The 14,081-nt window shown below is 69.5% G+C and carries 11 protein-coding genes; 8 read left to right on the top strand and 3 right to left on the bottom strand.

All coding sequences use genetic code 11. The features are described from left to right. Nucleotides 1–89: 89 nt before the first annotated feature. The 3 genes from H5411_RS06740 to H5411_RS06730 are packed head-to-tail and all read left to right on the top strand — an operon-like array spanning nucleotide 90 to nucleotide 3,432. Nucleotides 90–1,754, top strand: coding sequence for an amidohydrolase (locus tag H5411_RS06740; RefSeq protein WP_101439767.1), 1,665 nt, complete (start codon nucleotides 90–92; stop codon nucleotides 1,752–1,754). Then, nucleotides 1,751–1,999: a DUF3311 domain-containing protein gene (locus H5411_RS06735; protein ID WP_101439766.1), complete on the top strand. Its 249-nt coding sequence runs from the start codon at nucleotides 1,751–1,753 to the stop codon at nucleotides 1,997–1,999. Before H5411_RS06740 ends, H5411_RS06735 begins: the two co-directional genes overlap by 4 nt. Next, the gene (locus H5411_RS06730) at nucleotides 1,993–3,432 is read left to right on the top strand and encodes a sodium:solute symporter family protein (RefSeq protein WP_101439765.1); all 1,440 of its coding nucleotides are present in this window, start codon (nucleotides 1,993–1,995) and stop codon (nucleotides 3,430–3,432) included. Before H5411_RS06735 ends, H5411_RS06730 begins: the two co-directional genes overlap by 7 nt. Here the strand turns inward: H5411_RS06730 and H5411_RS06725 are convergent. Genes H5411_RS06725 through H5411_RS06715 form a run of 3 tightly spaced genes read right to left on the bottom strand, consistent with a single transcriptional unit; the run spans nucleotide 3,429 to nucleotide 6,914 of the window. Continuing rightward, nucleotides 3,429–5,114 (bottom strand): cobaltochelatase CobT-related protein, encoded by a 1,686-nt coding sequence (locus H5411_RS06725; protein WP_244194864.1) that lies wholly within the window; start codon nucleotides 5,112–5,114, stop codon nucleotides 3,429–3,431. The genes H5411_RS06730 and H5411_RS06725 overlap by 4 nt on opposite strands. Continuing rightward, entirely contained in the window at nucleotides 5,111–6,055 is a 945-nt protein-coding gene (locus tag H5411_RS06720; protein ID WP_101439764.1) for an AAA family ATPase, read from the bottom strand. The genes H5411_RS06725 and H5411_RS06720 overlap by 4 nt, the downstream gene beginning before the upstream one ends. A gap of 13 nt (nucleotides 6,056–6,068) precedes the next feature. Continuing rightward, nucleotides 6,069–6,914 (bottom strand): IclR family transcriptional regulator, encoded by an 846-nt coding sequence (locus H5411_RS06715; RefSeq protein ID WP_101439763.1) that lies wholly within the window; start codon nucleotides 6,912–6,914, stop codon nucleotides 6,069–6,071. Between the two features lie 145 nt (nucleotides 6,915–7,059). Here H5411_RS06715 and xsc point away from each other — a divergent pair, with 145 nt between their 5' ends. The 5 genes from xsc to H5411_RS06690 all read left to right on the top strand — a co-directional run bounded on the left by xsc (nucleotide 7,060) and on the right by H5411_RS06690 (nucleotide 13,772). Further along, entirely contained in the window at nucleotides 7,060–8,868 is a 1,809-nt protein-coding gene (xsc, locus tag H5411_RS06710; protein WP_101439762.1) for a sulfoacetaldehyde acetyltransferase, read from the top strand. Nucleotides 8,869–9,038: 170 nt separating this feature from the next. Then, nucleotides 9,039–10,403 carry an aspartate aminotransferase family protein gene (locus H5411_RS06705; protein WP_183123263.1) on the top strand — a complete coding sequence of 455 codons (1,365 nt, stop codon included), beginning with the start codon at nucleotides 9,039–9,041 and terminating at the stop codon, nucleotides 10,401–10,403. 295 nt (nucleotides 10,404–10,698) lie between these two features. Continuing rightward, the gene (locus tag H5411_RS06700; protein WP_220816602.1) at nucleotides 10,699–12,063 is read left to right on the top strand and encodes an amino acid permease; all 1,365 of its coding nucleotides are present in this window, start codon (nucleotides 10,699–10,701) and stop codon (nucleotides 12,061–12,063) included. Nucleotides 12,064–12,247: 184 nt separating this feature from the next. Next, a complete protein-coding gene (locus H5411_RS06695; protein WP_183123261.1) occupies nucleotides 12,248–12,994 on the top strand; it encodes a sulfite exporter TauE/SafE family protein in 747 nt (248 codons plus the stop codon). A gap of 58 nt (nucleotides 12,995–13,052) precedes the next feature. Then, complete coding sequence (locus tag H5411_RS06690) at nucleotides 13,053–13,772, top strand: sulfite exporter TauE/SafE family protein (RefSeq protein WP_101439758.1); 720 nt, start codon at nucleotides 13,053–13,055, stop codon at nucleotides 13,770–13,772. Nucleotides 13,773–14,081 lie beyond the last annotated feature (309 nt).

Raw genomic sequence — 14,081 nt, 5'->3', positions numbered from 1 at the left:
CACGCGCGCGTCGCTTTCTGGACCTGTTCGCGGGCCAGCTCCCCCGGCACTGTCGTGGGGGCAGGACACGTGGACAAGGAGGTCCCCTCGTGGGCGAACCCGCGGCATCCGCTCGTCCGGCTCCCGACCTGGTGGTGGTCGGGGGCACGGTGCTGACTCTGGACCGAGGCGGGACGCGCGCGACCGCGCTCGCCGCTCGCGGCGGCCGGATCACCGAGGTCGGCGACGACCGCGCGATCGCCGCCCTCGCCGGTCCCGAAACGACGGTGCTCGACCTGGCCGGGCGCACGGTCGTCCCGGGTTTCGTGGAGTCGCACAACCATCCGTCGTTCTTCGGCATGGCATTGGCGGCCCCGGTCGACGCCGGCAGCCCGCCCAACGACCGGATCAGCGACATCGCCGACCGCGTCCGGCAGGCGGCGCGCGACTTCGGCCCCGGCGAATGGATCAAGGGTTTCCGTTACGACGACACTCTTCTCGCCGACAACCGGCATCCCACCCGGCACGACCTGGACCCGGCGTCGCCGCGCAACCGGGTCCTGCTCACCCATGTGACCGGCCACTTCTCCGTGGCGAATTCGGCCGCGCTGCGAGCGGTCGGCATCACCGCGGCCACGCCCGATCCGCCCGGCGGCGCCATCGCCCGCGACGAACGCGGCGAACCGACCGGTCTCCTCATCGAGACCGCGGCGTTCCTGGTCAACTCCGCGATGCCCGCGCAAGGCCCCGACGAACTGGCCGCGGCGCTCCAACTGGCCGACGCCGAGTACCTGCGCAACGGTGTCACTTCAGTGCACGACACCGGAATCGGCCTGATCGGCGGCGAACAGGAACTCGCCGCGTACCGGATGCTGACCCGCGCGGGGAAGCTGCGCACCCGCATCCACGGCTACCTCTTCCACACCCTCCTGCCCGGCCTCGCCGAGGGCACGCCAGAACCGCCCGATCCGTCCAACCCGGACGGATTCACCATGAACGGCATCAAGATCGTCGCGGACGGCTCGATCCAGGGCCGCACCGGCTGCCTGGCCGAGGGCTACACCTGCGACCCCGACGAGCACGGCATGATGCTGCTCGAGCCGGACGACCTGTCCCGCCGCATCGCCGCGCTCGACGCCGCGGGCTGGCAGGTCGCCGTGCACGGCAACGGCGACGCGGCGATCGACGCCATCATCGACGGCTACGCCCGCCTGGGCGCGCCCGAAGGCACCGGTCGACGGCACCGCATCGAACACTGCCAGACCGCCCGCGAGGACCAGCTCGATCGGATGGCGGAACACGGCATCGCCGCGTCCTTCTTCATCAAGCACGTCTACTACTGGGGCGACCGGCACCGGGACGTGTTCCTCGGGCCGGACCGGGCTCGCCGGATCAGCCCCCTCGCGTCGGCGCGCTCCCGCGGAATCCACTTCGGACTCCACTCCGACACCCCGGTCACGCCGGTGCCGCCGCTGGAGGGCATCTGGTGCGCCGTCGCCCGGCAAACGAGCAGCGGCCAGCTGCTGGGGCCGGAGCAGGCGATCGACGTCGAAGCCGCCCTGCGCGGGTACACGATCGACGCCGCGTATCTGGCCGGAGAGGAAACCCTCAAGGGGAGTCTCGAAGCCGGCAAGCTCGCGGATCTCATCGTGCTGTCCGAGGATCCGACCGCGGTGGACCCGAGCCGGATCCGGGACCTGACCGTCGACGCCACGGTGATCGGCGGACAGGTGGTCTGGCAGCGCGATCCCGTCGCGACCGGAGGCGTCCGATGATCCGGAGCTGGCCGAGCCTGTGCGTCGGGCTCGGCATCCCCGCGGTCGCGATCCTCGGCGGAATCCCCCTGGTGGCGGGCTCGCCCGCGACCGTCGCCGGGTTCCCGCTGGTGTTCTTCTGGATGTTCCTCTGCTTCCCGCTGACCACCCTGTGCCTGTGGATCAGCTGGCGGTTCTTCGACCGTCAGCACTACCCGGCGGACCCGCCCGGCAACGCACCCGCGAAGGAGGACCGGGAATGCTGATTCTCATCGTCGCGGTCGTGATGGGACTGTCGATCCTGCTGGCGCTGTGGGCGGGCCGCTCCTCGCGCGGCGGCGGGATCTCCGAGTTCCTGGTCGGCGGCCGCTCGTTCCCGCCGTGGCTGCTGTACTTCCTGGCCGTCGGCGAGGTGTACAGCATCGGCACGATGATCGGCTTCCCGAGCGGGATCTACGCCCACGGCGCGAGCTACGGAATCTGGTTCCTCGGCTACATCCTGCTCGCCTACTCGCTGGGCTACTTCCTCGCCCCGCTGGTCTGGCGCGCCGCGCGCAAGCACGACGCGATGACCGTCCCGGACGTCTTCGGCCGCCACTACGGCAGCCGGACGCTCGAGCTGATCACCTGCGTCACGATGCTCATCGCGCTCGTGCCGTGGGGCCAGTACCAGTTCATCGGCCTGCAAGTCGTGCTGAGCAACCTCGGGCTGAAACTGACGCCCGTGCAGTGCGTGCTGCTGGCCGGGATCATCGCGTTCGCCTACATCGCCGTGTCCGGCATCCGCTCCCCCGCGTTCGTCTCGATCCTCAAGGACGCGTTCATGCTGCTCGGGGTGGTGCTCGTCGGCCTCGCCGCGGTGCTGGTGGCCGGCGGGACGTCCGGGGTGACCGGGCCGGAGGCGCTGGCCAGGGCGCAAACCACGATGGGCGGCCCGGATCTGTGGTTCGCGATGACCACGATCCTGTTCCAGAGCGTGGTCTTCTACCTCGGCTTCGGCGGCGCGTACGTGTTCCCGGCGCGTTCGGAGCGGGCGGTGAAGAGTTCGACGGTGTGGATGCCGCTGTACATGCTGATCTACCCGTTCCTCGTCTTCGCTGCCTACTACGGGCTGAAACAGCACCCCGGGTTGAAGAATCCGAACACGGTCTTCATGGTGACCGCGAAAGGCCTTCTCCCGGAACCGGTTCTGGGCCTCGTGGCCGCCGGTGCCGCGCTGTCCGGCGTGCTGGTGCTGTCCGCGACGGCGCTGGCGATCGGCGGCATGGTCAGCCGAAACCTGGCCCCGAACGTCCGCCCCGCGGCACAACGGCGGTGGACGGTCGTGGCGGTGGCGGTCTTCCTGGTGCTCGCCGCCGTGCTCACGCTGACCGCTTCGACGCTCATGCTCACCGTGCTGAACCTGACCTACAACCTGCTGGCCCAGGTCGTGCCGGGCTGGCTGGCGATCCTGTTCGCCCGGCGGGTGCGCACGGCCGCGATCGCGACCGGCATGGTGGTCGGCGTGGTGACCGCGGTCGTCCTGTACGCCACCGGCATCACGCTCGGCGGCCTCAACACCGGTCTCGTGTCGATGGGCGTGAACCTGGTGATCGTGTTCGGCTGGAGCCTGCTCGCTCCCGGCAAGAAGCGTTCTCCGATCGCGTTGGAGCGTCGCGAACCGGCCAGGGCCGCGCCGGTCACCCAACCAGCCGGCTAGCGGCGGGCGAGCAGATCGAGGATCTCGCGGAAGGCGCGGAACCCCGTGCCTTCCGCGGCGTCCAAGGCCAAACTCCGGCGGTAATACGCACTGAGATCGAGCCCGACCCCAATGCCGTACACCTCCGTCTCGCCCCGCTCCAACCCGTCGGCCACCCGCACCAGATGGCGGTCGAGGTAGCGCTCCTCGTTGGCCAGCGCGGTCGCTCCGTCCATCGGGCTTCCGTCCGACAGCACGAAAACCAGCCGCCGCCGGGCCTCCCACGCCTGCGCCCGTTCCGCAGCCCACGCGAGCGCTTCGCCGTCGATGCCCTCGCGGAACAGATCAGCTTTGAGCAACGCCGCGACATCCCGCCGAGCGCGCCGCCAGGGCGTCGCAGCGTCCTTGAACACCAGGTGCCGACGCTCATTGAGCCGCCCCGGCTGCTTCGGCCGCCCGGCGCGCAGCCAATCCCGCCGCGCGCGGCCACCGTGCCAGGCACCGGTGGTGAAGCCGAGGATTTCGCACCTCGCACCGGCGAGATCGAGCGCGCGAGCGAAGAGATCGACCAGCACCGCAACGGTTTCCCGGTGCGCCTTCATCGAACCCGAGCAATCGATCAGGAACGTGACCAGGACGTCGGCGACCGGTTCGGTCCGCTCGACCCGGAACACGCGATGGTCCGCGGGCGTCGCGATCAACCGCGCGAGGGCCCGGCCGTCGATCTGGCCTTCCTCCTGCGCGCCGTCCCACCCGGACCGTTCCGGCTCAGCGAGCACCGCCGTGAGTTCACGCGCCAGCCGTGCCACGTTGACGCCCTGCTTAGCGACCCGTGCGTCCAACTGGTCGCGCAGCTCCCGCAACAATTCCGGCCGCACCAGCGGACCGGCCCGGTCCTCCCGGTCGTAGGCGGTGGTGAAAACCCGATACGACCCGGCCGCCACCGGTCCTTGATGGTCGCCGAGACGCGCGGTGCCGCCTTCCTCGCTGCCGGTTTCATCGTCGAAATCCAGCAGCAACGCATACGCCGCAGCGTCTTCCTCGTCCTCGTCCTCGGATTTCTCGGATTTCTCCGGCTCCAGCAACCCGGCGACCGTCTCGGCCAGCGCCCGTGCGTGCTCGGCGAACGCGGCCTGATCAGCCCGGCTCCGCCGGAGGCCGGCCAACTGCGCCCCGAGCATCGGCGCGATCGCCGCCCGGGTCGCTTCGATCAGATCCTCGGTCTCCGCCACGACCGGTTCGCCGGTGATGCGCGCCCGCGCGACCTGCGCGACGGTGTAAATCAGCACGCCGCGCGCGGATTCGGTCAGTCCATTGTGGTGCGCCGACAGCGACCATCGTTCGTGCCGCCGCCGCAAATTCGCTGTCACGCCGGGAAAACCGGCCGGAACCAACGACTCGACCCGGAACTGCTCCAGCAGCTCGAACAGCAGCCGCTCGACGCCGCCTTCCGGCCGCAGCCGGCGGTGCAAGTCCCGATCCGACCGGCTCAGGTGCAGCGCCATCCCGTCCGCCGCGCCCCGGAAGGACTGCACATCCTCGTCGTCGGCGCGCAAATGCGGGGCAGGCATCGGCACCGGACGGATGCCGCGATGCAAGCGCCCGCCCCGGAAATGCGCGTCCGGCGACCCGCTGACCGCCCGGATCGCCGCCGCGGACAGCTCCTCGACCCGCTGGCGGGCCCGGGTCTCCGGCGTGCTCACGCCGCGGCCAGCTCCAGATCGAAGCAGCGCTGGAAGTATTCGGCGACGACCGGCCGTTCGGCCTCGTCGCATTTGTTGAGGAAGGTCAGCCGGAACGCGAGCGCCGGATCGCCGAAGATCTCGCAGTTCTCGGCCCACGTGATGACCGTGCGCGGCGACATCAGCGCGGACAGATCGCCGGCCCGGAACCCCTCGCGGGTCAGCCCGGCGACCGCCACCATGGCCTCGACGAACTGCCCGGACAGCCGCGGCACGCGCGCCCGGACGATCGCGATTTCCTCTTCGGGCGGCAGGTAATCGAGCGCCGCGACGATGTTCCACCGGTCGATCTGCGCGTGGTTGAGCCGCTGAACCCCGTGGTAAAGCCCGTTGAGGTTGCCCAGCCCCACCGTGTTGGCGGTGGCGAACAGCCGGAAGCCCGGATGCGGGCGCAGCACGGTGTTGCTGTCGATCAGCGTGAATGTGCCGTCCCGTTCGAGCAGCCGCTGGATGACGAACATGACGTCCGGCCGTCCCGCGTCGTACTCGTCGAGGATCAGCGCGATCGGCCGCCGCAGCGACCACGGCAGGATTCCTTCGCGGAATTCGGTGACCTGCTTGCCTTCGCGCAGCACCACCGCGTCCTTGCCGACGAGGTCGAGCCGGCTGAGATGGCCGTCCAGATTCACCCGCAGGCACGGCCAGTTCAGCCGCGCCGCGACCTGTTCGACGTGCGTGGATTTGCCGGTTCCGTGCAGTCCCTGCACGAGCACGCGCCGGGTGTGCGCGAATCCGGCCAGCAACGCGAGCGTCACGTCCGGGTTGAACCGGTAGGCCGGGTCGATCTCGGGCACGTGCTCGTCGGGCTCGGAAAAGCCCGGGACCACCAGGTCCGAGTCGAGGCCGAACGTGTCGCGCACGGCGATCCGGGCGTCGGGGCCGTTGCCGCACAACGGGTTCATCGGAAGACCTCCGTCAGGACGGGATGCTGTCGGCGTCGTCGGCCGCCCCCTCGGCCTCGACCTCCTTGATCGCTTCGGCGGCCCGCTGCAACGCGGGAAGCGCCTGCAAAGCCTTGTCGGCGGTGAGCCGCATGACCGGGGCCTGCACCGCGACCGCCAGGTTGGACCGCCCGGTGCGGCTGGGCACCAGCACCGCCACGCACACGAGCCCGGGCAGGAATTCCTCGTCGTCCAGCGCGAAACCGTCGCGCCGGATCCGGGTGAACTCCTCCTCCAGCGCGTCGAGATCGGTGACCGTCTTGGGGGTGTACTGCTTGAGCGGCGCGTGCGCCAGCAGCTTGCGCCGCTGCGCCGGGCTCATCTGCGAGAGGATGATCTTGCCGCTGGCCGAGCAGTGGATCGGCACGCGCGAACCGGGCCGCAGGTAGAACCGCAGCGGCTCGGGCGTCTCGACGCGGTCGAGGTAGACGATTTCGCTGCCGGACAGCGCGGTGATGTTGCAGCTCTCCCCCAGCTCGTCGACCAGATGCTTGAGCACCGCGCGCCGCGCGCCGTGGTGTGTCGCGTTGAGCAGCAGGTTCTCCGCGAGACGGCGCAGCCGGTCGCCGGTGCCGTAATGGCGTCCGTCGGCCTGGCGCACGAGCAACCCCGCGCCCTCCAGCTGCTGCAGCATCCGGTGCAGCGTCGGCTTCGGCAGGCCGGTCTCCTCGACCAGGCTCTGCAGAGTCACCAGCTGGTCCTTCGCCGCGATCAGCTCGAGCAGCGAGAACAGCCGCATGGTCGGGGTGTCTCCGTCGAGGCCCGCGCCGTCCGGCTCGCGCACGAGTTCCACGGCGCTGGTCTTCCGCAACTCACTCACGTTCCGAAAACTAGCACATCCCGTCTCGTTTTCCATCAACTGCCGGTTGACCTGCCGGACGCCGCGCCTTATGGTCCGTCGTGTTCAGCTTTCACGAACCTCACGTACCGAAAACCAAGACTTTCAGCGTCGAAGGAGTTCAACCATGGCGGAGAGGAAGACGGGCGACGGCCGCACCGTCGCCAGCGGGACGGCGAAGATGACCCCGTCGGAGGCCTTCGTCGAGACGATGGTGGCCAACGGCGTCACCGACATCTTCGGCATCATGGGCTCGGCCTTCATGGACGCGATGGACATCTTCGCGCCGGCCGGCATCCGGCTCGTCCCGGTCGTGCACGAGCAGGGCGCCGCGCACATGGCCGACGGCTACGCCCGGGTCAGCGGGCGGCACGGCGTGGTGATCGGGCAGAACGGCCCGGGCATCAGCAACTGCGTCACCGCGATCGCCGCGGCGTTCTGGGCGCACAGCCCGGTCGTGATGATCACGCCGGAGGCGGGCACGATGGGGACCGGGCTGGGCGGCTTCCAGGAGGCCAACCAGCTGCCGATGTTCCAGGAGTTCACCAAGTACCAGGCCCACGTCAACAACCCGAACCGGATGGCCGAGTACACCGCGCGGGCCTTCGACCGGGCGCTCTCGGAAATCGGCCCGACCCAGCTGAACATCCCGCGCGACTTCTTCTACGGCGAGATCGAGACCGAGATCCCGGAGCCGCAGCGGCTCGACCGCGGCCCCGGCGGCGAGAAGAGCCTCGCCCAGGCCGCCGAACTGCTGGCCACCGCCGAGTTCCCGGTCATCATCTCCGGCGGCGGGGTCGTCATGTCCGACGGCGTCGAGGAGTGCAAGGCGCTCGCCGAACGCCTCGGCGCGCCGGTCGTCAACAGCTACCAGCACAACGACAGCTTCCCGGCCAGCCACCCGCAGTGGTGCGGCCCGCTCGGCTACCAGGGCTCCAAGGCCGCGATGAAGCTCATCTCGCAGGCCGACGTGGTGATCGCGCTCGGCACCCGGCTCGGGCCGTTCGGCACCCTGCCGCAGCACGGCATGGACTACTGGCCCAAGAACGCGAAGATCATCCAGATCGACGCGGACCACAAGATGCTCGGCCTGGTCAAGAAGATCACCGTCGGCATCTGCGGCGACGCGAAGGCCGCCGCGGCGGCGCTGACCGAGCGGCTCGCCGACCGCACGCTCGCCTGCGACGCCACCCGCGGCGAACGCGCCGCCCGCACCAAGGCCGAGAAGGACGCGTGGGAAGAAGAACTCACCGCGTGGACCCACGAGAAGGACCCCTACTCCCTCGACATGATCGCCGAGCAGGAGCAGGAGGAGGGCAACTGGCTGCACCCGCGCCAGGTCCTGCGCGAACTGGAGAAGGCCATGCCGCCGCGGGTGATGGTCTCCACCGACATCGGCAACATCAACTCCGTGGCGCACAGCTACTTGCGCTTCGAGGAGCCGCGTTCGTTCTTCGCGCCGATGTCCTTCGGCAACTGCGGCTACGCGCTGCCGACCATCATCGGCGCCAAGGCCGCCGCGATGGACCGGCCGGCGATCGCGTACGCCGGCGACGGCGCGTGGGGCATGAGCATGGGCGAGGTCATGACTGCGGTGCGGCACGACATCCCAGTCACCGCCGTCGTGTTCCACAACCGCCAGTGGGGCGCGGAAAAGAAGAACCAGGTCGACTTCTACGACCGCCGTTTCGTCGCCGGAGAACTGGAAAGCGAGAGCTTCGCCGGGATCGCGCGGGCGATGGGTGCCGACGGCATCGTCGTGGACAAGCTCGAGGATGTCGGCCCAGCGCTGAAGAAGGCCGTCGACGCGCAGATGAACGAGGGCCGCACCACGGTCATCGAGATCATGTGCACCCGCGAGCTGGGCGACCCGTTCCGCCGCGACGCGCTCAAGAAGCCGGTGCGATTCCTGGAGAAGTACCAGGACTACGTGTAAGCACTCGTCGCGAGCCGAGAACCGGCCGGGCCCCGCGCCCGGCCGGTTCTTTCGCGTCCCGGCCCGCAATCTGGCACCGGTGATCGGCCGCTTTCTGGCTCTGGGCGGGGGCCAGAAAGATTGCGATCGTCGACACATTCCCGTTCTCGCAACACACAGGAGGTCGCCAGGTGAACGTCACGGAGCTGCGGGCCACGGCCCGCCGACACCTCGGGCCGCACTTCACGCGCAAGGACACCTGGCAGAGCGACTTCCCGGTGTTCGTCCGCGGCGAGGGCAGCTATCTGATCGACACCGAGGGCCGCCGCCACCTCGACGGTCTCGCCGGGCTGTTCTGCGTCAACATGGGCCACGGCCGCGCGGACATCGCCAAGGCCGCGGCCGAGCAGGTCGGCACCCTCGCCTACGCGAGCAACTGGGGCTCGGCGCACCCGCCGTCGATCGAAGCCGCCCGGATCATCGCCGACCTCGCCCCCGGCGACCTCGGCACCACGTTCTTCGTGAACTCCGGTTCGGAGGCGGTCGAGACCGCGCTGAAGTTCGTCCGGCAGTACCACCGCAGCCAGGGCGCGCCCGAGCGGACGAAGATCATCAGCCGCGAAATGGCTTATCACGGAACGACGATGGGCGCGCTGTCGGTCACCGGGCTGCCCAAGATCAAGGAGCCGTTCGGCCCGCTGCTGCCGGGTGTCCGGCACGTCCCGAACACCCTCGGCTTCACCGGCGACTGCGGCCCGGCCGACCAGCTGGACTGCGTCCGCGCCATCGAAGCGGTGATCCTCGAGGAGGGCCCGGAGACGGTCGCCGCTGTCTTCGCCGAACCGGTGCAGAACGGCCGGGGCGCGCTGGTCCCGCCAGAGGGCTACTGGCCGGCGCTGCGGGCGCTGTGCGACAAGTACGGCATCCTGCTGGTCTCGGACGAGGTCATCTGCTCGTTCGGCCGCCTCGGCCACTTCTTCGGCCACGGCCTCACCGGCGTGGTCCCGGACCTGATCACCTTCGCCAAGGGCTCCACCTCGGGCTACGCCCCGCTCGGCGGCGTGATCGTGCGCGAGCAGCTGGTCACCGAGCTGTACGACTCCCCGAAGGGCGGCGTCTTCACCCACGGCGCGACCTGGGGCGGCCACCCGGTCTCGACGGCCATCGCGGTCGCCAACATCAGCGCGATGCGCGACGAAAAGGTGCCCGAGCACGTCCTGGAAGAAGGCCCGAAGCTGCACACGGCGCTGGAGGCGCTCAAGGACGCGCACCGGTGCGTCAAGGACGTCCGCGGCACCGGGTTCTTCTACGCGATCGAGCTGATGGCCGACCGCGACGGCGGCCGCGAGCTGACCGACCAGGAGTCGCTGACGGTCCTGCGGGAGGTCCTGCCGGAGTCGTTCCGCCGCACCGGGGTCATCCTCCGCGGTGACGACCGGGGCGCGACCATGCTGATGATCTCGCCGCCGCTGGTGGCCGACACGGACGTGCTGGACGAGCTCCTGCACGGCGTCGACGGCATGCTCACCGACGTGGAGAAGGCGATCCAGCCCTGACGGATAGCCAGGACGGGCGCTGGGTACCTCGCAGGTTACGGGGCACCCGGCGCCCGTCGTGCTGTCCGGGACCGGTGCGTTCTGGTCCCAGAGCATCGGTGGTATCTGGCTCTCGCGGAGGGGCCTGTCCCTTCTTACGGTGACGGGAACCACACAGCAGCTCTCAGCGACATCGCGGCGGCGGCCGGCGCGGGGACATCGAGGTCCCCCGGCGCCGCCGGAAGGAGGAGACGTGGGTTCTGCACCGGAAACAGCCGCCGAGAGCGGCCTCAAACCCGGCCTCAAGCAACGCCACATGAATCTGATCGCCCTGGGCGGCGTGATCGGGGCCGGCCTGTTCGTCGGAAGCGGCGTGGTCATCCAGTCGGCCGGGCCCGCGGCGGTGGTCTCGTTCCTGATCGCCGGGCTGATCACCGTCCTCATCATGCGGATGCTGGCCGAAATGACCGTCGCGCGGCCCGCGCTCGGCTCGTTCTACGTCTACGCCAGGGAGGCGATGGGCAACCGGGCCGGCTTCACCGTCGGCTGGATGTACTGGTACTTCTTCGTGATCGTGGTGGCCGTCGAAGCGGTCGCCGGCGGCCGGATCCTGCAGCTGTGGCTGCCGAACGTGCCCCTGTGGGTGCTGAGCCTCGGCCTGCTCCTGCTGCTCACCGCCACGAACCTGGTGTCGGCTCGGTCTTACGGCGAGTTCGAGTACTGGTTCTCGTCCATCAAGGTCATCGCGATCGTCGTGTTCCTGGTGGTCGGAGCCCTGTACCTGTTCGGCGTCTGGCCCGGCTCGCACGGAGGCGTCGGCAACCTGGTCTCGCACGGCGGTTTCGCCCCGATGGGCATCGGCGCCGTGCTGGCCGCGGTGGTTCCGTGCGTCGGCTTCTACACCGGCGCGGAGATCGTCACCATCGCCGCGGCGGAGTCCGCCGAACCGCGGCGCGCGATCGCCAAGGCCATGCGCTCCATCGTGTTCCGCGTGGTGCTGTTCTACGTCGGCTCGGTCTTCGTCGTGGTCGCGGTCAAGGCGTGGAACGCGCCTGACACCGCCGTCAGCCCGTACGCCGCGGTCCTGGACGTCCTGGGCATCCCCGCAGTCGCGACGATCATGAACGCGATCGTCCTGACCGCGGTGCTCTCCTGCCTCAACTCGGCGCTCTACACGTCCTCGCGGATGCTGTTCGCGCTGACCCGCAACGGCGACGCCCCGAAGATGTTCACGAAACTGTCCCGCAGCGGCGTCCCCCGCCGTGCCATCCTCGCCGGGACGATCATCGGTTACGTCTCCGTCATCGCCGCTTACACCTCGCCGAACCTCATCTTCCAGTTCCTGGTGAACTCCTACGGTGCGGTCGCGCTCTTCGTGTACCTGGCCATCGCCCTGGCCCAGGTCCGCCTGCGAAAGCGCCTGCAGAACACCGACCCGGGAGCGCTGGGCCTGAAGATGTGGCTGTTCCCGTGGCTCAGCTACGCGACGATCGCGTTGATGGCGGCGGTCATCCTGGCCATGGCGTTCCTCCCGTCGACCCGCTCGCAGTTCTGGCTCAGCGCGGTGACCCTGACGCTGATCCTGATCGCGTACCAGTTCCGGAAGCGCCGCCCAGTCGGTCCCGCGGTGACGGCGGAGACGGACTCCTCGCGAGGAGAGGCCGGAGTCGCTTCACCCTGACGATTCGCCAGCCGGGTGCGTGGTCCTTCGGGGAGGCCACACACCCGGCTGGACCGTTCTCGTCCCGGCTGGCACCCCTCGATGCCGCGATTCTGGACCTACCGCCACGGCCAGACGTACCGCAAGGTAGAGCGGTCCGCCCGCGCCGTGGAGGTCTGATGCCGCACCCGTCCTTAGCCCGCCGATGACCTTCTGGCAGCTGCCCCCCGCGGCGATGGCCTTCGCCGTCGCCGCTTTGCTTGCCGGCGGCCTGATCCGCGGCTACTCCGGCTTCGGCGCGTCCCTGGTGTGGGTGAGCTGCCTCTGCCTGGTGCTCCCGCCGCCCGCCGTCGTCCCGAGCACGCTCCTGCTGGAAGTAGCCGCCAGCGTGTCGCTGCTGCCCAAAGCCTGGCCAGACGCCCACCGCCCATCCGTCCGCTGGCTGCTCACCGGCGCACTTCTCGGCCTGCCGCTCGGCATCTGGCTCCTCGCCGCCCTGCCCGAACGAGCAACCCGACTGACCGTCGGACTCGCCGTCGGAGTCTCCGCGCTAGCCCTGGCCTTCAGCCACCGAACCCGCCGTCTGCCCGGCCGCGCGGCCTGCGCCGGCATGGGAACAGCCTTCGGAGTCCTCAACGGGGCCTGCGGAATGGGCGGTCCGCCAGTAGTCCTGATGTACCTGGCGTCCCCGCTGCCGATGGCGGTGAATCGGGCGAGCCTGGTCGTCTTCTTCCTGGCCGCCGACTCGATGACAGTCGCCACCGCGGGCACCGGCGGCCTGCTCACCTCCGACGTCCTCTGGCAAACCGCACTGTTCCTCCCCATCGCCCTGGCCGGAGTCGCCGCCGGAACCTGGCTGTACCGCCACGGCGGCGGCGATGTCCGCCGGATCGTACTGGGAATCCTCGCCGTGCTGTCGCTTGCGTTGGTAGGCCAGGCGGTCGTCGCGTGACCCGCTCCGTACTCCCCTCGATGGCGCTGCCCCTCTCGGAGACCTGGCAGGCGAACGCATGATCCTCGGCGCACTGGCCGTCGCCTTCGCGGGCTTCATCGGCGGCCTGACCGGATTCGGCGCGTCCTTGGTCGGCACTCCCCTGCTGTTGCTCATCGGATTGCCGCTGCCGCAGGTAGTCGTGATCAACCTCTTCGCGACGATGATCACCAGGCTCGCCGTCCTCCACCGCGAACGAAACCACATCGACTGGCGCCGCGTAGCGATCCTCGGCGCAGCAAGCCTCCCCGGCGCAGCCGCCGGCGCACTCACCCTGCACCTGCTGCCGCCCCACGCCCTCCGCATCCTGGCCGGCACCGTGGTCGTGCTTTCCGGCCTGCGCCTGCTTCTCCGCCCCACCCGCGAAGCCCACCCCGCGACCACCGTCAAACAAACGGTCGCGGGCCTACTAGGCGGCTACCTCTCCACCACAACGTCCCTGAACGGCGCCCCACCCGCCGTCCTGCTCGCCTCGGCAAAAGTCCCGCCAAGAACCTTCGTCGGAGACCTGGCAGGCTATTTCGTAGTCACGAACTGCCTGTCGCTGCTCCTCCTGGTCACCGCAGGCCAACTCGACACCACCGCCCTAGGCGCCCGACTCCCGATCCTGGTCCTGGCCGCCCTAGCCGGCAACATCCTCGGCGGCCGCCTCATCGGCCGAGTCCCCCGCACGGTGTTCGACAGGGCAATCGTCGGGCTGATCGTGGTGTCCGGCCTCGTCACAATGATCGGCGCCTGACCTCAGTTCTCGCTGACAGGTTCCCCACGGCTGCCCCCGCCGAGCCCCTTTAATCGACCACGCGAATGCGATGACTCCAGCCGGAGCGCGGACCCCGTTCCGCCAAATCGTCCGCCTGGCAAGATCAGCCGCATGCTCCCGGTGACCACGGGAATCTTGGCTTGCCCCTCACCCTCAGGCCGATGACCTGCGGATACTTACACTGGATCCCGGATGTCCAGAACAGATGATCCTCTCATGCGAACCTCCGGCGCTCTTCCACACCCCCCTGAAAAGACGTGTCCCGCCGTCGTATACTCTCTTCATCAG

The sequence above is a fragment of the Amycolatopsis echigonensis genome, from assembly GCF_014174495.1.
Classification (GTDB): domain Bacteria; phylum Actinomycetota; class Actinomycetes; order Mycobacteriales; family Pseudonocardiaceae; genus Amycolatopsis; species Amycolatopsis echigonensis.
The sequence above is the reverse complement of the archived record's forward strand: the minus strand, read 5'-3'. Positions and strand labels throughout refer to the sequence as shown.